This window comes from Streptomyces sp. NRRL S-646, from assembly GCF_000720765.1.
Classification (GTDB): Bacteria; Actinomycetota; Actinomycetes; order Streptomycetales; family Streptomycetaceae; genus Streptomyces.
This window is the reverse complement of the sequence record NZ_JODC01000003.1, coordinates 643,448-664,634: the sequence shown is the minus strand read 5'-3', so window position 1 is coordinate 664,634 and position 21,187 is coordinate 643,448. Positions and strand designations below refer to the sequence as shown.

Genomic DNA, 21,187 nt, shown 5'->3' with positions numbered 1-21,187 from the left:
AAACGCCGGACGGGCTGAGTGCAGCCGACCGGCCTTGAACGAGTGCGGCCGACCGGTCCTGAAAACGTGCCGCTCTACGCCCCCAGCTCTTCCGCCATCGCCGCCCGCAACCGCAAGGTCCTCACCAGGCGCTGGAACGCCTCCGCCCAGTAGCCGCCCGCCCCCGGTGACGCGTCCTCCGTTTCGTCGGGTATCGCCAGGAGGCCGTCGAGGCGGCTCGCTTCGGAGGGGTCGAGGCAGCGTTCGGCCAGGCCCATCACTCCGCTGAAGCTCCATGGGTAACTCCCCGCGTCCCGTGCGATGTTGAGCGCGTCCACCACCGCCCGGCCGAGCGGCGCAGACCAGGGCACCGCGCACACCCCGAGCAGCTGAAACGCCTCGGACAGGCCGTGTGCCGCGATGAACCCGGCCACCCAGTCGGCCCGTTCGCCGGCGCTCAGCGTGCCGAGCAGCTTGGCGCGCTCGGCCAGCGACACCGCGCCCGGCCCGCCGGCCTCCGGAGCGGACGAGGTTCCGAGGAGCGCCCGGGCCCACTCGGGGTCCCGCTGCCGCACGGCGGCCCGGCACCAGGCCGCGTGCAGTTCGCTCTGCCAGTCGTCCGTCACCGGCAGTGCCACGATCTGCCGTGGCGTACGCCCACCGAGCCGCCCGGACCATGTCCCGAGCGGTGTGGCCTCCACCAACTGGTTGAACCACCATGACCGTTCACCCCGTCCCGCCGGAGCCTTGGTCACTACACCGTCGCGCTCCATGCTCGCATCGCACTCGTGCGGAGCCTCGACGGTGATCATTGGTGAGTCGCCCGTGTGGTCGACGGCCACGCACGCCGCGGCTCTGACGGCCATCCGTGCGGCGAGCGCCGAACCCGGCAGCGCGGAGAGCAACTCTGCTGCCGTCGCTCGCACGTTGCGACTGCGGTCGGCCAGCGCCTGTTCCAGGAAGGGCTCGTCCTCGGGGCCGAGTCCCGTGCGCAGCGAGTCGAGGAACATCAGACGGTCCTCGGCCCGCTCCGTCGACCAGGTCGTGGTGAGCAGTTCGCGGGCGGCGGCGGGTTCGCGGGCGCGTATGGCGGACAGGAGCGCGACCCGCTCGGCGAACAGGCCTTCCTCCCACAGGCGCCGGGTCTGCTCCGTGTCCTCGGGGTGCGGCAGGGCGGCGCCCCCGCCCGGCGTTGCACGCAGGGCGAACCGCCAGTCGGGGTTCAGCCGGGCGAGCCACACGGCGCGCGGCCCTGCGAACGCCAGCGCCGCCGGCCGCAGATCCGTACGCCCCCGGGCCGCGTCCAGCAGCGCGGGCAGCGCCTGAGGGGGTGCCGCGAAACCACGGGCGTTCGCCGCCGCGAGCCACTGCGGCAGCAGCTCCATGAGGTCCGGCGCCGTGCCCCGGCGACCGCCGCCGCCCGTGCCCGGGCGGTCGGCCAGCAGCAGCGCGAGCCTGCGGGCCGCTGCCGGGGGCAGCACGGGCCGTGGGTCCTCGGCAGCCGGTTCGGGCCGTCCGGCCGCCTGTGCCGCCCGCAGCCCGGCCCGCCGCCGAACGGTCTCCGCGGCCGCCGCGTCCAGCAGCGCCACCGGCGCCTCCCGCCCCGGCGCTCCGCCCGGCGGGGGGCGCCGCTCCGTCCCGAGCAGTGCCGCCGTGACGAGTTCCTCCCAGGCGCCCGAGGCGGGCGCATCCACCGGCGTGGACGTCCTGTTCATGCGGTTCCTTTCCGTGAGGCTCCCGTCCCCTGTGGGCGTCGCGAGACGGTCCCCGGACTGTCGGGTCAGCACAGCTGCACCGCCTCTCCCGCCCCCTCCGGCCACGCCGTCAGCGGAGTGAAGCCGCGGTGGCCGCACTCGCCGAAGACCTTGACGGGGGCGCCGCCCGAGAGGGCGACCAGACGCCAGAGGCCGGGGCGGGTACGGGCAGCGGGAGTCAGTGGCAGCGCCGCGTCCGTGTCGGCGTCCGCCAGCTGCCAGGAGTCGGCGTCCGGGATCGGTATGACCCGGTCCAGCGTGACCGGGACGGAGTCCAGCCATGGGTCGTCCCGCAGTGCCTCGCCGTAACGGGCGGCCGCCCGGGCCGCCGTCACTCCCGGCGGCCGTGTCACCGAGGGGGCCGGCGGTGCGAACTGCTCGCCCAGGGACGCCCGCAGTTGCCCGGCACCCGGATAGGCGGACACCTCGGCGTCCAGGGTCAGCCCCACGGGCAGCGCCAGCTCCGGGGCGCGGCCCGCGGCGCCGTAGGAGAGGAGCAGTGCGATGCGGTCCGAGTCGGTGCCGTGCAACCAGATTCGGCGGGTCGTCAGGCGTGCGTCCGCCGTGTCGTACTGGGCGAGGACCAGCCAGCGGTCGCGCAGCGGCGGGCCGTCCGCCGTGCCGGGCAGGCCGATCCGCGACCGGACCGTCGCCGCCAGGCCGTCCGGCAGCCCGTCACGGTGCAGCCAGCCCTGGTCGAGGAGATGGAGCAGCGCGCACTCCTCCAGCAGCCGTACCGGCCAGCCCGGTCCGGACGACGGGATCGCCCCCAACTCCCGCACCCGCGCGGCCAGTCCGGGGGCCTGGGCGTCGACCATGCGGGCCGCCGTCTCCTCCCACAGGCCGTACCCCGACTGCTCCGCGCTCGCCAGGCCGCCGCGCAGCAGATCCGCCAGGCGCTGCTCCAACTCGGTCGCACCCGCGGTGATCCGCTCGGCTCTGCGCTCGGCTCTGCGCCGCGCGGCCTCCGGATCACCGGACCCGGACGATGATCCGGACACGCCCGCCGTCCGCTTCTGCTCGGCGCGCTGCCTTCTCCCCTCTATCCACTGCTCCGCCCAGTCCGGCGCCTGCCCCGACGGCACCGCACCGTCCCCGCCCGCCCAGAGCAGCAGCAGCCCGAGCGCGTGCTTGCACGGGAACTTGCGGCTCGGACAACTGCACCTGTACGCGGGGCCCGCGGCATCGGCGATGTCCACGACCGTCTGATACGGCTTGCTGCCGCTGCCCTTGCACTGCCCCCACACCGTCCCCTCGTCGGAACTCCCCGCCTCGGACCACGGCCCCGCCGCGCCGAGTTTGCTGCCCGCTTTGCGTGACGCGGCGTCAGGCGCCAGTGCCAGCACCTGCTCCGCGCTCCAGCGCACCCCCTGCTGAGTCATGTCATCGAAGGTAGATCCCGCCACTGACAATCGGGCCGGCGAACGCGTTTGCGCAGGTCGGAACGCATTGTCAGTGGCGTGGTGCACGGTTGGTGCCAGATCCGAACCGGCCGAGCTGGAGGGGGCCTCAGCCATGTCTGTGTCCGTAGAGCCGAAGTCCGTCGAACCGAGTGAGAACGGGTCCGCGCCCGTGAATTCGACTGCCGCCGCCCCTGCATCCGCGGGTGCGAGCGCGCAGGCGCCCGCACCTGGCACGGAGGCGCTGCGGCCACACGCCGAGGACGCCTTCGCCGGTGAACTCGCCGTGCTGGCCGCGCAGGACGATCGCCCTCGCCCGGCCCGTTGGAAGCTGTCGCCGTGGGCGGTGGCGACGTATCTGCTCGGCGGTACCCTGCCGGACGGCACGGTGATCACACCGAAGTACGTGGGCCCGCGCCGGATCGTCGAGGTCGCCGTCACCACGCTCGCCACCGACCGCGCCCTGCTCCTGCTGGGCGTGCCCGGCACTGCGAAGACCTGGGTGTCCGAGCACCTGGCCGCGGCGGTCAGCGGCGACTCGACCCTGCTCGTGCAGGGCACGGCGGGCACGCCGGAGGAGGCGATCCGCTACGGCTGGAACTACGCGCAGCTGCTGGCGAACGGCCCGAGCCGGGCCGCCCTGGTGCCCAGCCCCGTCATGCGGGCCATGGCGGAGGGGATGACGGCGCGGGTGGAGGAGCTGACCCGTATCCCCGCCGACGTCCAGGACACGCTCATCACGATCCTCTCCGAGAAGACACTGCCGATACCGGAGTTGGGGCAGGAGGTGCAGGCCGTCCGGGGGTTCAACCTGATCGCCACGGCCAACGCCCGGGACCGCGGGGTCAACGACCTCTCCAGCGCCCTGCGCCGCCGCTTCAACACGGTGGTGCTGCCACTGCCGGAGAGCGTCGAGGCCGAGGTGGACATCGTCTCGCGCCGCGTCGACCAGATCGGCCGCTCGCTCGACCTGCCGGCCGTGCCCGACGGCGTCGACGAGATCCGCCGGGTCGTGACCGTCTTCCGCGAGCTGCGCGACGGGGTCACGTCCGACGGCCGTACGAAGCTCAAGTCGCCGAGCGGCACGCTGTCGACGGCGGAGGCGATCTCCGTCGTCACCAGTGGACTCGCCCTGGCCTCCCACTTCGGCGACGGCGTGCTGCGGGCCGGCGACGTCGCCGCGGGCATCCTCGGTGCCGTCGTCCGCGACCCGGCGGCCGACCGCGTCATCTGGCAGGAGTACCTGGAGGCGGTCGTCCGCGAGCGCGACGGCTGGAAGGACTTCTACCGGGCCTGCCGGGAGGTGAGCGCGTGACCGACCTGGGGTGGGGCCGCCCGGGCGGGAAGAGCGGGAACAACGGATCGGGCGGGGGCCAGGGATCGGGTGGCTCGGTGCGCACGGTGCACGAGTACGGGGTGTCCGTCGGGAACGGCAGCGGCCTGGAGGGCGCCCGGAAGGCGTCCGGCGGCTGCGTTCGAGGGGCGCGATGACGAGGACGACGAGGGGGGACGGTGTGACAGGGATGGCGAGGGGCGGGAGCGGCGCGGCCGGTGGCGGGCCGCTGCTGCTCGGCGTGCGACATCACGGACCCGGCTCGGCACGAGCGGTACGGGCGGCGCTGGACGCGGCCCGGCCCCGGGCCGTGCTGATCGAAGGACCGCCCGAGGCCGACGCACTGATCCCGCTGGCCGCAGAGCAGGACATGCGACCGCCGGTCGCTCTCCTCGCCCACGCCGTGGACGAGCCCGGCCGCTCGGCCTTCTGGCCGCTCGCCGAGTTCTCCCCGGAGTGGGTCGCGATCCGGTGGGCCCTGGAGCACGAAGTACCGGCGCGCTTCATCGACTTGCCGGCCACCCACACCCTGGCGTGGAGCAAGGACACGGAGGGCGAATTCGGAGGGGGCGCGGGCGCCGGACGTGGGGACGACGCCGATTCGGCCGGGGGCGATGCAGCCGGTGCCGACGCCGGGCGCCGGGACGGGGGCGGCGACGGTGCCGGGCGCGGGGTCAACTTTGATGCTGGGGCAGAGTCCGGGGCCGGTTCCCAGCCCGCTGCCGGCAGGTCGGCCATGGATACCGACGTCCGTATCGACCCGCTGGCCGTGCTCGCCGAAGCCGCCGGGTACGACGACCCGGAGCGGTGGTGGGAGGACGTCGTCGAGCACCGGGGGGTGGGGGAGGGGGACGCGTTCGCGCCGTTCCTCGTGCTCGAAGAGGCCATGGGGGCGCTGCGCGAGGCGTACGGCAGCGGGGGGCATGACCGGGATCTCGTGCGGGAGGCGTACATGCGGCTCCAGGTGCGGGCTGCGCAGCGGGAGTTCGGGGACGCGGTGGCCGTCGTGTGCGGGGCCTGGCATGTGCCCGCGCTGCGGCAGAAGACGGCCGTCGCCGCCGACCGGGCGCTGGTGAAGGGGCTGCCCAAGGTCAAGGCGGACATGACGTGGGTGCCGTGGACGTACCGGAGGCTGTCGCGGTTCAGCGGGTATGGGGCGGGCATCGACTCGCCGGGCTGGTACGGGCATCTGTTTGCCGCCCCGGACAGGCCGGTCGAGCGGTGGATGACCAAGGTGGCCGGGCTGCTGCGGGACGAGGACCGGATCGTCTCCTCGGCGCATGTCATCGAGGCGGTGCGGCTGGCGGAGACGCTTGCCGCGATGCGGGGCCGCCCGTTGCCGGGGCTCGGCGAGACGACCGATGCCGTGCGCGCGGTGATGTGCGAGGGCTCGGACGTGCCGCTGGCGCTGGTGCACGACCGGCTGGTCGTCGGGGACGTGCTGGGGGAGGTGCCGCAGGCGGCGCCGGCGGTGCCGTTGCAGCGGGACCTGGACCGGATCCAGCGTCGGCTGCGGCTCAAACCGGAGGCGCTGGAGCGGGAGTTGGAGCTCGACCTGCGCAAGGAGACCGATGCAGGGCGCAGCAGGCTGCTGCACCGACTGCGGTTGCTGGGTGTGGCCTGGGGCGAACCGGTGGCTTCGCGGGGCAGCACGGGCACGTTCCGGGAGACATGGCGGCTGCGCTGGGAACCCGAGCTGGCCGTGCGGGTGGCGGAGGCCGGGGTGTGGGGCACGACGCTGCTCGCCGCCGCGACGGCCAAGGCGGAGGCGGACGCCGTCGCCGCGCAGGCCCTGGCCGACGTCACCGGACTCGCCGAGCGCTGCCTGCTGGCCGAACTCCCCCGAGCGCTACCGGTGGTGATGCAGGTCCTCGCCGACCGGGCGGCGCTCGACACGGACGTCGGCCACCTCGCGCAGGCCCTGCCGGCCCTGGTCCGCTCCCTCCGGTACGGCGACGTACGCGGTACGGACACAGGAGCGCTGGCCGGAGTCGCCGCGGGCCTCGCCGAGCGGATATTCGTCGGCCTGCCTCCGGCCTGCGCGGCCCTGGACGCGGACGCCGCCGAGGAGATGCGACGCCATGTGGACGCGGTGCACGGGGCGGTGGGGCTGCTCGGCGACGCGGCCGCGCCGGATCACCGCGACCTGCGGGGCCGCTGGCACTCGGTTCTGCGCGTGCTGTCCGTCCGGGACACCGTGCCCGGTGTGGTCCGGGGGCGGGCCGTACGGCTGTTGCTGGACGACGGCCAGTTGGGGCAGGACGAGGCGGCGCGGCTCATGGGCCTCGTGCTTTCGCCGGGAACCCCGCCTGGGGATGCCGCCGCTTGGATCGAGGGTTTCGTCGGCGGAGGGTCCGGCGGCGGAATGCTCCTCGTGCACGACGAGCGACTGCTCGGGCTGGTCGACTCCTGGCTGACCGGGGTGCCGGCGGAGGCGTTCACGGACGTACTGCCCCTGCTGCGGCGGACGTTCTCCGCGTACGAGCCGGGGGTGCGCCGGACACTGGGCGAGCTGGTCCGGCGCGGCCCGGGGGAGCGGGGGAACGTGACGGCCGCCGGCTCCGGCATACCGGGCTTCGCGGCCGACCTCGACCCCGCACGCGCGGACGCCGTGCTGCCGGTGGTCCGGCTGCTGCTGGGGCTGGAGGGACCGGGCGGCCCGGGCGGAGTGGAAGAAGACATCGACAACGACCTTGCGGGGGTGGCGGGATGACGAAGGACGCACTGACGGAGGCCCGGGAGGACGTCGGCGCAATGGCCGTCGGCAGGAACAGGACCAGGAACGGCCACAGGAATCGCAACAGGCACGCGGGCGGGGCGAAGGACCGTCCGGCGGCAGCCGTCGCCGTGATGCCGCTCTGGGACCGGCCCCGCACGGGGGTGTGCCGATGACGGCCGAGGCGATGGACCCGGCAGCCCCGGCACAGGAGCGGCTGCGGCGCTGGCGGCTGGTGCTCGGGGGCGACGCCGCCGACGGCACGGGATGCACTCTGTCGGGCCAGGACAGCGCGATGGACGGGGCGTTGGCCGCGCTCTACGGGAAAGGCGACAAACAAGGGCAGGCGGGGCGGGACCGGTCGGCGGGGCTCGGGGCGTCGGCGCCGTCGGTGACGCGCTGGCTCGGGGACATCCGGACGTACTTCCCCTCCTCCGTCGTACAGGTCATGCAGCGCGACGCCATCGACCGGCTCGGGCTGTCCGCGCTGCTGCTGGAGCCGGAGATGCTGGAGGCGGTGGAGGCCGACGTCCACCTCGTCGGCACGCTGCTCTCGCTCAACAAGGCGATGCCGGAGACGACCAAGGAGACGGCACGGGCCGTCGTGCGCAAGGTCGTCGAGGACCTCGAGAAGCGGCTCGCCACCCGTACCCGGGCCACTCTCACCGGCGCCCTCGACCGCAGCGCCCGGATCAACCGGCCGCGCCATCACGACATCGACTGGAACCGCACCATCGCGGCCAACCTCAAGCACTACCTGCCCGAGTACCGGACGATCGTGCCGGAGCGGCTCATCGGCTACGGGCGGGCGTCCCAGTCCGTGAAGAAGGACATCGTCCTCTGCATCGACCAGTCGGGGTCGATGGCGGCCTCCGTGGTCTACGCGTCCGTGTTCGGGGCGGTGCTCGCCTCCATGCGGTCGATCAACACGCGACTCGTCGTCTTCGACACGGCGGTGGTGGACCTCACCGACCAGCTCGACGACCCGGTGGACGTGCTGTTCGGCACGCAGCTGGGTGGCGGTACGGACATCAACCGGGCACTCGCCTACTGCCAGTCGCAGATCACCCGGCCCGCGGAGACGGTGGTCGTGCTCATCAGCGATCTGTACGAGGGAGGGATACGGAACGAGATGCTGAAGCGGGTCGCCGCGATGAAGGCGTCCGGAGTGCAGTTCGTGACACTGCTTGCGCTCTCGGACGAAGGGGCGCCGGCCTACGACCGGGAGCACGCGGCCGCGCTCGCCGCGCTGGGGGCACCGGCGTTCGCGTGCACGCCCGATCTGTTCCCCGAGGTGATGGCGGCGGCCATCGAGAAGCGACCGCTGCCCATACCTGACACGGCATGACCGGACACGACACGGCGTGACCGGAATCAGTGCGACCGGGCAGACAGGAAACGGTCACTGACGATTTGTCGATGCATCGTCGTCCGACTTCGCCCAGCAAAACGGACATGCCTACCCATCGGTAACGGGGGGCTTGCACAACCTCGGGAGGGCCGTGCGAGGATCGACGCCTCATCAGCGGCGCGCCGTTGCGCCGCCTCGTCCGTACCGCACCGCGTCGCGCCGACTCGTAGCTCGTTACGGCTCGTTACGTGAAATTCGTTCCGCCGCACGGGAGGACCACCCCCTCTTGACCTGGCCAGCAGCCTTGCCCGGTGCCGCTCTGCGCGTGATGCGCACGGCGGCCGGACGGCGTGCGCTGCAAGTGGTCCTGCTGGTGGGCGGGTTGTTCGCGCTGGGGTTCCTCTGCGGGGAGCAGGCGCACGCGGCGGAGGGGGCGCCGGCCACCTCCTCGTCCGAGGTCGTGCCGACCGCTCCGGCGGACGGCGTCCGGTCGTTGACGAGCGACACGGTTGCTACGGTCACTCGGCTCACGAACACGTCGGGCGCCACGGTCGGCCGGCTGACGAGCATTCCGTCCGCGCCTCAACCCCAGCCGGCCGCTCCGGACAAGCCCAAGCCGACGCCTCCCGTCGCAACGGCACCGGCGCCAGATCGGGCACCGACCGATCCCAAGCCCATCCCGAATCCCGACCCCAGTCCCGCGACCCCGGGCGCGGCCGGTCAGGTCCTCACGCCGTTGACCGGTGAGCTCGTTCGCTCCGTGGGCGATCGCGTCGTGGAGCCGGTCGGTGGTCTGGTGGACACGGTGACCGCCGGGCTGGGCAGGGTGACCGCGCAGATACCGCCGTTGTCGTCGATGCCCTCGCTGCCGGGGCTGCCCGCGGCCCCGTCGATGCCGGGCCTGCCCTCGCTGCCAGGCATCCCCTCGTCGCCGGGCCAGATACTTCCCGCGCCGGTCGCGCAGGTGCCGCAGCCGGTTGTCGCAGGGCACTCGGGGACGGAAGGCGCCGTCGACGACAGGCGCTCCGGAGCGGGCGCGAGCGGTACGGCGTACAGGCCGAGGTTCGTCGTGGACGTGGCCGCGGCCGGCGCCACCGCCGTGCACGGCGGCGGGCAGCGGGCCGCCGGTGCCGGGTACGCCCCGGCGCAGCAGACCCCCGACGGCGACCCGGCCGGTGTGCCGGCGAACCGGGCCGCGGTCGACAACGGCACCTCGAGACACGGCGACGCGCACGCCGTCGCCGTGAACCACCGGCCGTTCGTGCGGCTCGTGCCCGGCGCCGCCGTTCGTACGGCCGCGGCCGGTACCCGGGACAGGCACCGGGACATTCCCGTATTCCCCGGCTAGGGCAGGCCCTTCCCCCGCCACGGACCTGCCGCGCGGGGGCGGAGCAGGTCTGCCCGCCCGTCCGGACACCTCTTCGTTCTCCGGACGCAAGCCGCCGACTCCGCTGGTCCCGACTCCCCGGACCAGGACCGGAAGCGGCGCCGGAATTGTCCCCAAGCCTTTCGAAGAAGCCCCGGAACTCCCCGGATCTCCTCTGAGATCAAGGAGCGCGGAGCTTCCAGGGATCTAAGGATCTGACGCACGCATGAACAAGAACATCCGCCGCTCCATCGTCATAGCCGCCGGTGTCACCGGCGCGTGGGCGCTCGGTTCCGCCGTCGCCAGCGCTGACGAGTTGCCCTCCTCCTCCCTGTCCGTGTCCGACCCGACATCCGATCCGGCCACCGACGCGACCGTTGACTCCGGGAGCACCCTCGGCGCGCTGACCGACACCGTCACCGGCACGGTCGACGGCGTCGTCACCGGCGTCCAGCACACCGTCTCCGGCGTCACCGGGACGGTCGGCTCCACTGCGGCCAAGGCGACCTCCACGGTCACCGGCGCCGAGAGGACGACGCCCGGCGGCACCGCCGAGCAGGCCCGTAAGTACGTCGACACCAAGGTGGCCGCCCCGCAGGCGGTCAAGAAGGCGTCCAAGGTCAAGGGCGCGGCCGCCATCCAGGGCGCCAAGGCCGCCCGCGCCGCGCAGGCCGAGGCGAAGGCCGCAGCCGGCCAGAGCGCCACCACCGTCACTGACACGACCTCCTCCCCACAGGGCGAGGTCGACTACCTCTTCGGCCCCCTCGCCGCCTTTGCGCCGGAACTGGAGCAGGCGCTGGCCGCCGCCCAGACGAAGCTCCAGGGCGTGCAGTCGGCGGCCCGCACCCAGGCGCAGGGCGTCGACGGTGTCGTACGGACGAAGACGCAGCAGACCTTCGCGGGCGCGGGCCGCACCGCGGCGGGCGTCACCGGCGCCACGCAGACCGCGGCGACCGGCGCCCAGGGCCGGGCCGCCGGGGCGGTCACGCTCGCGCAGGGCGCGGCCGGCACTGTCGCCTCCGCCGCCCAGGCCTCCATTGCGGCCGTCCCGAGCCATGTCACGGGCACGGTCGGCGGGGTCGCACAGCAGGTCGTCGGCACGGTCCAGAGCGTCCCCGGCACGGTCACCCCGATCGTCGTGGAGACGGCCGCGGCGGCGGTCCCGCCGGTCGCGACCTCGGCCGTGCACGGCGTGACACCGGTCGCGGGCCAGGTGGTGGCGGGTGTCCTCCCGGTCGTCGGGCAGACCGTCGCCGGGGTCGCGCCCACCGTCACCCACGCCGTGGACGGGGTGACGCCGGTGGCCACGGGCGCCGTGAGCGGCGTGCTGCCGGTCGCCGTCGACACGGTGGACGGCGTGGCACCGGTCGCCACCGGCGCGGTGCACGGCGTGCTGCCGGTCGCGGGCGGTGTCGTGACCGGGGTCGGGCAGACCGCCGGTCACGCGGTCGGCGCCGCGACGGCGCTGGCGTACGGCGTGGTGGCCGACGTCCAGCCGATCGCGGGCGGGGTCGTCGAGGGCGTGCAGCCGGGGGTCTCCCACACGGTGCGGGGCGTCCAGCCGGTCGCGGGAGGCGTGGTCCAGGGCGTGACTCCGGTCGCCGGTGGCGCGGTGGCCGACGTGCAGTCCGTGGGCGGCGGCGCCGTGTACGGCGTGGCGCCGGTCGCCGGTGGTGTCCTCGCGGACGTGCCGTCGTACGCCACCGGCTTGGTGGGGCAGGTCACCGACGACGCGACGGGCGCCGTGCTGCCGCCGGTCGCGCACACCGCCGTCGAGGGCGTGCTGCCGGTCGCCGGGCAGGCCGTGGCGGACGCGGGCGGGCTGGCGTACGGCGTCACGGGCGACGTCCGGCCGTTCTCCGGCGGGATCGCCGACGACGTTGCGCCGCTCGCGTACGGCGTGGCCGGTCACGCGACCGGCCTGGCGTACGGCGTCGCCGGGCAGGTGCCGCAGTTCGCGCAGGGGGTTATTGAGGCCGCCCGGCCCGTCGTCGACCTCGTCGAGCCGGTGGTCCACGGCGTCGGCGGCAGCGCGGCGACGCTTGCGTACGGCGTCGCGGGCGATGTCACCCCGTTCGCGTACGGCGTCGTCGGGGACGTCGACCCCTTCGCCCACGGTGTCGTGGGTCAGGTCGCGCCCTTCGCCGGCGACCTGACCGACACCGTCCGGTCCACCGGCGGCCCGCTCGCCGGACACGCCGTCACCGGCGTCCAGGGCGTCACCGAGTCGATCACGCCGGGCTACGCGCAGAACGTCCAGTACGGCAGCCCGTACGGCGTCTGACGCTCGACCGACTCCGCGGATCCAGGGACCCGGACGGCCGAAAGCCGTCGGACCGGCCGGCCCGAGCCCCGCGGGTGGAGCCAGGTGATCCCCATTGGGGTGGGGATCAACTGCTCCGAGCCCCCTTCGGGGCTGTACAGGGGGCCTCACCGGGTCAACCCCAGCCCGGTGAGGCCCTTTCCTGTACGGGCCTGCGAACGGCCCCCGGCCCTCACATCCGGCACGCCGTGCCAGTGAGCGCGGCATCATGTGACAGGTATCACCGCTCAGGTGTGACCCTCGATTTAGGGGCCCTCCGCAACCAGCGATAACCTGCGAGACGGACATGCCGCGCGCTCGGACACCGTGTGCGCCTCCCCTGTGACTAGCGGACGTCACGTTGCCCTTCGCGGCACGCCCACGCATCCAACGAACCGCGAGATCACTGATAGGGACGGAAGCGCGTGGACCTGTTCGAGTACCAGGCGAGGGACCTCTTCGCCAAGCACGATGTACCGGTGCTGGCCGGTGAAGTCATCGACACGCCTGAGGCGGCCCGCGCAGCCACCGAGCGTCTCGGTGGCAAGTCTGTCGTCAAGGCCCAGGTGAAGGTCGGCGGCCGTGGCAAGGCCGGTGGCGTGAAGCTCGCCGCCACCGCCGACGAGGCCGTGGAGCACGCGACCAACATCCTCGGCATGGACATCAAGGGCCACACGGTCCACAAGGTGATGATCGCCGAGACGGCCCCGGAGATCCTGGAGGAGTACTACGTCTCCTTCCTCCTCGACCGTGCCAACCGCACCTTCCTCTCCATCGCGTCCGTCGAGGGCGGCATGGAGATCGAGGAGGTGGCGGAGACCCGCCCCGAGGCCGTGGCCAAGACGCCGATCGACGCCAACGTGGGTGTGACCGAGGAGAAGGCCCGCGAGATCGTCGCGGCCGCCAAGTTCCCGGCCGAGGTCGCCGACAAGGTCGTGAACGTCCTCGTCAAGCTGTGGGACACCTTCATCAAGGAGGACGCCCTCCTGGTCGAGGTCAACCCCCTCGCAAAGGTCGCCTCCGGTGACGTCATCGCCCTGGACGGCAAGGTCTCGCTGGACGAGAACGCCGAGTTCCGCCAGCCGGAGCACGAGGCCCTCCAGGACAAGGACGCGGCCAACCCGCTCGAGGCCGCCGCCAAGGAGAAGAACCTCAACTACGTCAAGCTCGACGGCGAGGTCGGCATCATCGGCAACGGCGCGGGTCTCGTCATGAGCACCCTGGACGTCGTCGCGTACGCCGGTGAGAACCACGGCGGCGTCAAGCCCGCCAACTTCCTCGACATCGGCGGCGGCGCCTCCGCCGCCGTGATGGCGAACGGCCTGGAGATCATCCTCGGCGACCCGGACGTCAAGTCCGTCTTCGTCAACGTCTTCGGCGGTATCACCGCGTGCGACGAGGTCGCCAACGGCATCGTCCAGGCACTGAAGCTCCTGGAGGACCGCGGCGAGGACGTCACCAAGCCGCTGGTCGTGCGTCTGGACGGCAACAACGCCGAGCTGGGTCGTCAGATCCTCTCCGACGCCAACCACCCGCTGGTCCAGCGCGTGGACACCATGGACGGCGCGGCCGACAAGGCCGCCGAGCTCGCGGCTGCGAAGTAAGGGACGAGGACAACAGCCATGGCTATCTTCCTCAACAAGGACAGCAAGGTCATCGTCCAGGGCATGACCGGCTCCACGGGCATGAAGCACACCAAGCTCATGCTCGCCGACGGCACGAACATCGTCGGTGGCGTGAACCCGCGCAAGGCGGGCACGACCGTTGATGTCGACGGCACGGAGATCCCGGTCTTCGGCACCGTCGCCGAGGCGATCGAGAAGACGGGCGCGAACGTATCCGTCCTCTTCGTACCGCCGGCCTTCGCCAAGGCCGCCGTCGTCGAGGCCATCGACGCCGAGATCCCGCTCGCGGTCGTCATCACCGAGGGCATCGCGGTCCACGACTCGGCCGCGTTCTACGCGTACGCCGTCTCGCAGGGCAACAAGACCCGGATCATCGGCCCGAACTGCCCCGGTCTCATCACCCCGGGCCAGTCGAACGCCGGCATCATCCCGGGCGACATCACCAAGCCGGGCCGCATCGGCCTGGTCTCGAAGTCCGGCACGCTCACGTACCAGATGATGTACGAGCTGCGTGACATCGGCTTCTCCTCCGCCGTCGGCATCGGTGGCGACCCGGTCATCGGCACCACCCACATCGACGCGCTCGCCGCGTTCGAGGCCGACCCCGACACCGACCTGATCGTGATGATCGGTGAGATCGGTGGCGACGCCGAGGAGCGCGCGGCTGCGTTCATCAAGGAGAACGTGACCAAGCCGGTCGTCGGCTACGTCGCGGGCTTCACCGCGCCCGAGGGCAAGACCATGGGTCACGCCGGTGCCATCGTCTCCGGCTCCTCCGGTACGGCTGCTGCCAAGAAGGAGGCCCTTGAGGCCGCCGGCGTCAAGGTGGGCAAGACGCCGACCGAGACGGCGAAGCTGGCGCGGGAGATCCTCGCCGGCTGAACAGCCGCTTCTTGGCTGAGCGTTGGTGGGCCCGTTCCCCGGGGTGGGGGGCGGGCCCACGGCGTTTTCGCTTGCCCGAGCTGACGGGGTGCCGCCTCTCTTTGGGTCGGGAGCCACCCTGAGCGGCACGACTGCCCGCAGCTAGGACAGTTGGGGTACCAGCCGTTCCGGGCCGTGGGCCGTCTCCGCCCGGAGCTTTGCGCGGAGTTGGGCCTCCGGTGCCGACAGTGCGCCGCGGGCCACCCGCGGCGGGACCCCTTGCACGACTGCGCCCGGCGGGACCGGGGGCTCGTAGTGGGTCGGGGCCGTTCGCAGGGCCAGGGCCGTTGTGCCGATCAGGGCCGCGGTGAAGGCGATGGCGGCGCGCGTCCAGAAGCGTGCGCTGCGTTCGCCGCGTCTGCGCACCGTTGGTGGCCGGGGGGCGGGCTGCCGGTCCGTGGAGGCCAGTTCGACCAGGCGGCGGTTCAACGCGGTCGGGTCGGCAAGCTCCGGCAGGCGCGCGGCGATCGCCTCGCGCGCGTGCAGCAGCCGGTGGGCCGCCGCCGGAGTGCTCGCCTCCGCCTCGGCCGCCGTCTCCGGCAGATCGAGGCCGACACCGTCGTAGAGCAGCAGCGCGCGGCGGTACGAGGGCGGGAGTTCCAGAAGTACGTTCATCAGCTCGCGGTCGCGCCGGTCGGCGAGCGGCGGCTCGCGGCGCCTCACGCTCGGGCGGAACCGGTGCCAGGGTGAGAGCGCGTACTCGTACGCCGTCGCCCGTACCCACCCCGCCGGGTCCCGGTCGACGGCCACCTCGGGCCAGCGCTGCCAGGCGAGTTGGAAGGCCCGCTCGACCGACTCGCGCGCCAGCTCACGCCGCCCGGTGAGCAGGAACGTCTGCCGTACGAGGGCGGGGGCGCAGAACGCGTAGAGCGCGTCGAAGGCCTGAGCGGGCGTCAGCTCGAGCGGCTGCGGGCTCGCAGGGATCGGCGTCACGATGCGCCCTTTCGTACGAAAAAGTACATAAACGTATATTGAGCGACACTTCGGCGGTTTGCCTATTACGACGAGAAAGCGCGTGTCGTTGGGAGCATGGCGGTCGTGATCCAGACGACTGCTCGCCGAGCTCCGTTGCCGTACCTGCGTGCCCGGATCCGGGCCAGGATGCGCGACCGATCGCCCGGGCTGGGCGCCGGCGTGGCGGGCGGTGCGGTGGCTGCCGGGCTGGGGCTCGGCACGATCACCGTGCTGGTGATGGTGTTCTGGATCAGTTCGCCGTACCCCGACAGCGGGCCCGGCGGGGCGCTGCATGTCGCCGCCGCACTGTGGCTGCTGGCGCACGGCACCGAGCTGCTCCGTACCGACACGCTCTCCGGTGTCCCCGCCCCCGTGGGTGTCACGCCGCTGCTGCTGTTCGTGCTGCCGGTGCTGCTGGTGCACCGGGCGGCGCGGGACGTGGTGTACGGCGGCGAGGAGGACGGGCCGCTGCTGTCCGGCCGTACGGCCTGGGCGGGCGTCGTTCTCGGCTACCTCGGCGTCGGCGCGGCAGCCGCGCTGTACGCCTCGGGCGGAGAGCTGCGGCCCTCGTGGGGGCGGGCCATGCTGTGTCTGCCGTTGCTCGTCATGGTGATGGCGGGGGCAGGAGTGTGGACGGCCTACGGGCATCCGCGCCGGGCGTTCGACAGTGTGCTGAAGCTGCTGCCGTCCGGTCTGCGGAGCTTCGTCCGCGGGCCGGGCTCCCATGCCCGCCTGGGCATTGCGGCACGGGCCGCAGGGGCGGGTGCGGCGGTGCTCGTCGGGGGCGGGGCGTCGCTGGTGGCCGTGTCCCTGGTGTGGCACGGCGGGGTGGCGCGGCACTCCTTCCTGCAGTTGACGGAGGGCTGGTCGGGCCGTTTCGCGGTGCTGTTCCTGTGCCTGGTGCTGGTGCCGAACGCGGCGGTGTGGGGGGCGGCGTACGCCCTCGGGCCCGGGTTCGTGCTGGGTACGGAGCATGTGGTGGACCCGCTGTCCTCGGCGCCGGCCCCGCTGCTGCCGCCGTTTCCGCTGCTGGCCGCGGTGCCGGACGCGGGGACCGGGGCGTGGCCGAACTGGATCGCGGGAGCGGTGCCGGTGGCGGCCGGACTCGCGGTGGGGTGGTTCGTGGGCGGGGCGGAGGCGCGCGGTGCATCCCCCTCGGCCGACGCCGGAACATCCGGTGCCCGGCAGACCGCCGGTACTGCCGTGCTGGCGGCGGTGCTGTGCGGGGCCGCGATGGCCGTACTCGCGACGATGGCGGGCGGGCGGCTCGGGGTCGCGGAGCTCGCCAGGTTCGGGCCGGTGTGGTGGGAGACGGGGGGTGCGGCGCTCGTATGGACGGCGGTCGCGGCGATTCCGACGGCGGTCGGCGTGCGGGCCTGGCGGTGCCGGGCGCGCCGAGGGCGTGGGGCGGCCGGGCAACCCGGGTCGACCACCCTCGATCTGAGGCCGAAGACCGTGGAGCCGACAGCAATGATCGTCGAGCCCAGGCCGGAGGCCGTGGACTCGAAGCAGGAGAAGTCGAAGAAGGCGGAGAACCCGAAGAAGGCGGAGAAGGCGGAGAAGGTGAAGGGCAGGGGTCGGTTCCGGAGGAAGAAGTCGGCTGCGGGCGGGGCGCAGAATCCGGCGGACGCCACAACGCCCTCCGCCCCCTACGACCAGGACGACGCGTACGGCGCCCTCCGCGAGCAGGAGGAGACGGGGTTCGGCCCGTACGACTTCCTGCCCGCCGAACCCTCACCCCAGCCACCGGCCTCCTGGCCCGGCGACGCCACCCGCGAGTCCCGCTGGGCGGCGCTGAAGGACGCATCCGACCCGCCCCGGAGGCCGGACGCACCGGAAGAGCCATGACCGCCGCCCGCACCGGAGGGCCTTGAGCGCCGCAAGGCCATGAATGCCGCAAGCACCGACCGAGGCCCGCGCGCCGGGGCGCCGCCTGCTGGAGGGGCGACGCACGCCACCCGTGCCGGAGCGTCGCCCGCCAGACGTGCCATGAGCGTCGCCCGCGCTGCCTGCAGGGCGGCCGGCAGTCCTCTGTCAGCCTTGCTGTCCGAGCAGCCCCCGCAGTTCCTTCGGCAGAAGCTGGGTGCAGGACTGCTTCGCCTGGTTCGTGAGGGCGTCGTTGGTGCAGGTGTAGTAGTCGCTGTACACCATCTGCGCGGTGAAGGTCGCGGCCACCAGCGCGATCGCCAGGGAGGCCGTCACCAGGCCGGTCACCGCCGCCGTCGTCTGCGGCCGGCCTGCCTGGTCGCCCGCGGGCTCGGCGGCGCCGGTCCTGGCGCGCAGGGCGCTGATGCCCCAGTACAGGGCGAGGGCGCCCAGCAGCAGGGCCACGTACGGCCAGCTGAACAGGGCGAAGAAGAAGGCCCACATACCGCACAGGAGGGCGTAGCGGGCGCGGCGCTGGGAGGGGTCCGTCGGGTCCCAGCGCATGCCCGGGCCCGGAGTGTTGCCGCCCTGGCCCTCGGGACCGGGGGGCGGACTGCCGGGGCGCTCGCCGAAACCGCCGGGGGAGCGGCCCGGCTGACGGTCGCTCCACTGGCTGCCCCACGGGGAACCGGCCTCGCCGGACCCCTCGCCGTTCTCGCCCTCGGCCGGGCGGCGCGGCCGCCACGGGCGGTCCGGTGTGCCTTCCGGAGGCGGGGCGAAGGGGTTGTCGTCCTCGGGGGAGTCGCCGGTCTTCCGGTCCGAGGGCGCGTCGGGCGGAGAGGCGGGGCGCTCCCGCAGCAGCACGCCGCGGTGCTCCCCTCCCTGCACCGACTGCGGGGGGAGCGTGAGCAGTCGCAGGCTGCGGTCCGGCATCAAGTGAGCGTCTTCCCCTAGGCGATACGGCAGTGATCAGGCGTTGACCAAGCGTTGATCGGTTGATCAAGCGTTGATCAGGCGTTCGTACGGCTGTCTTTGCACGAGCTTCCACTTCGGAAACGCACAGCACGACGACCACGTTCCCGACCCGGGCTCTCCCAGACGCTACCTTCCGGCCGCGCCCCCGTCCCGTGGGGGCTGCCCGGAGTGCCGGTATCGTTGCTGACGGTCGGCCGCTTCGTAGACTTCCCCGTATCCCGGGGCGCGAAGCATTCGTACGAACGTACATACGGTCGGCCGTACGGAAACGCTCCCCCGAGAAAGGGCCCCACCGTGGCCGCCAAGCCCGTGGCCAAGCGCCTCGTCGTGCTGGTCTCCGGATCCGGCACCAACCTCCAGGCGCTGCTGGACGCCATCGCGACGAGCGGTGTCGAGGCCTACGGCGCCGAGATCGTGGCCGTCGGGGCCGACCGCGCCGGCATCGAGGGGCTCGCCCGGGCCGAGCGCGCCGGGCTGCCGACCTTCGTGACGAGGGTCAAGGACTACGAGACCCGCGAGGAGTGGGACGCGGCGCTCGCCGAGGCCGTCGCCTCCCACGAGCCCGACCTGGTCGTCTCCGCCGGGTTCATGAAGATCGTGGGCAAGGAGTTCCTGGCCCGCTTCGGCGGCCGGTTCGTGAACACGCACCCGGCCCTCCTCCCCAGTTTTCCCGGAGCCCACGGTGTGCGCGACGCGCTCGCGTACGGCGCCAGGGTCACCGGCTGCACCGTCCACTTCGTCGACGACGGCGTCGACACCGGACCGATCATCGCTCAGGGCGTGGTGGAGGTCCGGGACGAGGACGACGAGAGCGCGCTGCACGAGCGCATCAAGGAAGTCGAGCGAAGGCTGCTCGTCGATGTCGTGGGGCGGCTCGCCCGCAACGGCTATCGCATTGAGGGACGAAAGGTAGTTATCCAGTGACCGCCGACATCAACAAGCGGCCCCTTCGCCGGGCGCTCGTCAGCGTCTACGACAAGACGGGCCTCGAGGAGCTCGCGCGCGGCCTGCACGAGGCGGGCGTGGAGCTCGTCTCCACCGGGTCCACCGCCGGCCGCATCGCCGCCGCGGGCGTCCCCGTCACCAAGGTCGAGGAGCTCACCGGGTTCCCGGAGTGCCTGGACGGCCGGGTCAAGACCCTGCACCCCAGGGTGCACGCGGGCATCCTCGCCGACCTGCGCCTGGAGAGCCACCGCGAGCAGCTGGCCGAGCTGGGCGTCGAGCCGTTCGACCTCGTCGTGGTCAACCTCTACCCGTTCCGCGAGACGGTCGCCTCGGGGGCGTCCCCCGACGAGTGCGTCGAGCAGATCGACATCGGCGGCCCGTCGATGGTCCGCGCGGCCGCCAAGAACCACCCGTCGGTCGCCGTGGTCACCAGCCCGGCCCGCTACGCCGACGTCCTGGCCGCGGCCAAGGACGGCGGCTTCGACCTCACCACCCGCAAGCGGCTCGCCGCGGAGGCCTTCCGGCACACGGCGGAGTACGACATCGCGGTGTCGAGCTGGTTCGCGAGCGCGTACGCCCCCGCGGACGACTCGCAGTTCCCCGAGTTCATCGCGGCCGCCCTGGAGCGCAAGAGCACCCTGCGCTACGGCGAGAACCCGCACCAGCCCGCCGCGCTCTACGTCGACGGCACGGGTGTCGGCCTCGCGGAGGCGGAGCAGCTGCACGGCAAGGAGATGTCGTACAACAACTACACGGACACGGACGCCGCGCGCCGTGCCGCGTACGACCACGACGAGCCGGCCGTCGCCATCATCAAGCACGCCAACCCCTGCGGTATCGCGGTCGGTTCGGACGTCGCGGAGGCGCACCGCAAGGCGCACGCCTGTGACCCGCTGTCGGCGTTCGGCGGTGTGATCGCGGTCAACCGTCCGGTGTCGAAGGAGATGGCGGAGCAGGTCGCCGAGATCTTCACCGAGGTCATCGTCGCGCCGGACTACGAGGACGGCGCTCTTGAGGCCCTCGCCAAGAAGAAGAACATCCGCGTCCTGAAGGCCCCGGCCGCGCCCTCGCACCCCGCCGAGGTCAAGCCCATCGACGGCGGCGCGCTCCTCCAGGTGACGGACCGCCTCCAGGCGGACGGCGACGACCCGGCCAACTGGACCCTCGCGACCGGCGAGGCGCTGTCGGCGCAGGAACTGGCCGAGCTGTCCTTCGCCTGGAAGGCCTGCCGCGCGGTCAAGTCCAACGCGATCCTGCTCGCCAAGGACGGTGCCTCCGTCGGCGTCGGCATGGGCCAGGTCAACCGCGTCGACTCCGCGAAGCTCGCCGTCGAGCGGGCGGGCGCCGAGCGCGCCCAGGGCTCGTACGCCGCCTCGGACGCGTTCTTCCCCTTCCCTGACGGCCTGGAGATCCTCATCGAGGCCGGCGTGAAGGCGGTCGTCCAGCCGGGCGGCTCGGTCCGCGACGAGCTGGTGGTCGAGGCCGCGAAGAAGGCGGGCGTGACGATGTACTTCACGGGGACGCGGCACTTCTTCCACTGACGGGCGGTTCGGCGCGGAACGACGGCGCCCCGCACAGCCCGGAGCTGTGCGGGGCGCCGAGGCGTTCTCCGCTCGCGGCAAGGGTTGTGCGTCCGGCCGAGCGAGGCGAGGTCCGCAACGCCGGGACAATGCGGTGGAAAAGCTGGTTGCCTTCGCGCT

At 73.0% G+C, this 21,187-nt stretch carries 15 protein-coding genes; 11 read left to right on the top strand and 4 right to left on the bottom strand.

What is annotated here, in order from left to right; genetic code table 11:
• Window positions 1-74: 74 nt before the first annotated feature.
• Both IH68_RS0107440 and IH68_RS0107435 read right to left on the bottom strand, forming a co-directional pair.
• On the bottom strand, window positions 75-1,694 hold the full coding sequence (locus IH68_RS0107440) for a DUF5691 domain-containing protein (RefSeq protein WP_030930229.1): 1,620 nt from the start codon (window positions 1,692-1,694) through the stop codon (window positions 75-77).
• 65 nt (window positions 1,695-1,759) lie between these two features.
• Window positions 1,760-3,115, bottom strand: a complete 1,356-nt coding sequence (locus tag IH68_RS0107435; RefSeq protein ID WP_030930227.1) for an SWIM zinc finger family protein — start codon at window positions 3,113-3,115, stop codon at window positions 1,760-1,762.
• A gap of 133 nt (window positions 3,116-3,248) precedes the next feature.
• Between IH68_RS0107435 and IH68_RS0107430 the strand changes: the two genes are divergently transcribed.
• From IH68_RS0107430 to sucD, 8 genes are all read left to right on the top strand, one after another.
• Window positions 3,249-4,448 carry an ATP-binding protein gene (locus IH68_RS0107430; RefSeq protein ID WP_030930225.1) on the top strand — a complete coding sequence of 400 codons (1,200 nt, stop codon included), beginning with the start codon at window positions 3,249-3,251 and terminating at the stop codon, window positions 4,446-4,448.
• The gene (locus IH68_RS56300) at window positions 4,445-4,624 is read left to right on the top strand and encodes a hypothetical protein (protein WP_159403653.1); all 180 of its coding nucleotides are present in this window, start codon (window positions 4,445-4,447) and stop codon (window positions 4,622-4,624) included. The genes IH68_RS0107430 and IH68_RS56300 overlap by 4 nt, the downstream gene beginning before the upstream one ends.
• A 32-nt stretch (window positions 4,625-4,656) precedes the next feature.
• A complete protein-coding gene (locus IH68_RS0107425; protein WP_051833258.1) occupies window positions 4,657-7,179 on the top strand; it encodes a DUF5682 family protein in 2,523 nt (840 codons plus the stop codon).
• A 175-nt stretch (window positions 7,180-7,354) separates the two neighbouring features.
• Window positions 7,355-8,530, top strand: a complete 1,176-nt coding sequence (locus tag IH68_RS0107415) for a VWA domain-containing protein (RefSeq protein WP_030930219.1) — start codon at window positions 7,355-7,357, stop codon at window positions 8,528-8,530.
• A gap of 289 nt (window positions 8,531-8,819) precedes the next feature.
• Window positions 8,820-9,881 carry a hypothetical protein gene (locus IH68_RS49670; protein ID WP_037884602.1) on the top strand — a complete coding sequence of 354 codons (1,062 nt, stop codon included), beginning with the start codon at window positions 8,820-8,822 and terminating at the stop codon, window positions 9,879-9,881.
• Window positions 9,882-10,125: 244 nt separating this feature from the next.
• The gene (locus tag IH68_RS0107405; RefSeq protein WP_030930215.1) at window positions 10,126-12,183 is read left to right on the top strand and encodes a hypothetical protein; all 2,058 of its coding nucleotides are present in this window, start codon (window positions 10,126-10,128) and stop codon (window positions 12,181-12,183) included.
• Window positions 12,184-12,626: 443 nt separating this feature from the next.
• On the top strand, window positions 12,627-13,805 hold the full coding sequence (gene sucC / locus IH68_RS0107400; RefSeq protein WP_030930213.1) for an ADP-forming succinate--CoA ligase subunit beta: 1,179 nt from the start codon (window positions 12,627-12,629) through the stop codon (window positions 13,803-13,805).
• Window positions 13,806-13,823: 18 nt separating this feature from the next.
• Entirely contained in the window at window positions 13,824-14,708 is an 885-nt protein-coding gene (sucD, locus tag IH68_RS0107395; RefSeq protein WP_030930211.1) for a succinate--CoA ligase subunit alpha, read from the top strand.
• A 141-nt stretch (window positions 14,709-14,849) separates the two neighbouring features.
• Here sucD and IH68_RS0107390 read toward each other — a convergent pair whose 3' ends face one another.
• Window positions 14,850-15,680, bottom strand: a complete 831-nt coding sequence (locus IH68_RS0107390) for an RNA polymerase sigma factor (protein WP_420718976.1) — start codon at window positions 15,678-15,680, stop codon at window positions 14,850-14,852.
• A 96-nt stretch (window positions 15,681-15,776) separates the two neighbouring features.
• On the opposite strand from IH68_RS0107390, the gene IH68_RS0107385 reads away from it, so the two are divergent.
• Window positions 15,777-17,549, top strand: coding sequence for a DUF6350 family protein (locus IH68_RS0107385; protein ID WP_030930209.1), 1,773 nt, complete (start codon window positions 15,777-15,779; stop codon window positions 17,547-17,549).
• 186 nt (window positions 17,550-17,735) lie between these two features.
• On the opposite strand, the gene IH68_RS0107380 is transcribed toward IH68_RS0107385, so the two are convergent.
• A complete protein-coding gene (locus tag IH68_RS0107380; protein WP_030930206.1) occupies window positions 17,736-18,500 on the bottom strand; it encodes a hypothetical protein in 765 nt (254 codons plus the stop codon).
• A 336-nt stretch (window positions 18,501-18,836) separates the two neighbouring features.
• On the opposite strand from IH68_RS0107380, the gene purN reads away from it, so the two are divergent.
• Complete coding sequence (gene purN, locus IH68_RS0107375; RefSeq protein WP_030930203.1) at window positions 18,837-19,466, top strand: phosphoribosylglycinamide formyltransferase; 630 nt, start codon at window positions 18,837-18,839, stop codon at window positions 19,464-19,466.
• Window positions 19,463-21,028 carry a bifunctional phosphoribosylaminoimidazolecarboxamide formyltransferase/IMP cyclohydrolase gene (gene purH / locus IH68_RS0107370; RefSeq protein WP_030930201.1) on the top strand — a complete coding sequence of 522 codons (1,566 nt, stop codon included), beginning with the start codon at window positions 19,463-19,465 and terminating at the stop codon, window positions 21,026-21,028. The genes purN and purH overlap by 4 nt, the downstream gene beginning before the upstream one ends.
• Window positions 21,029-21,187: the final 159 nt, after the last annotated feature.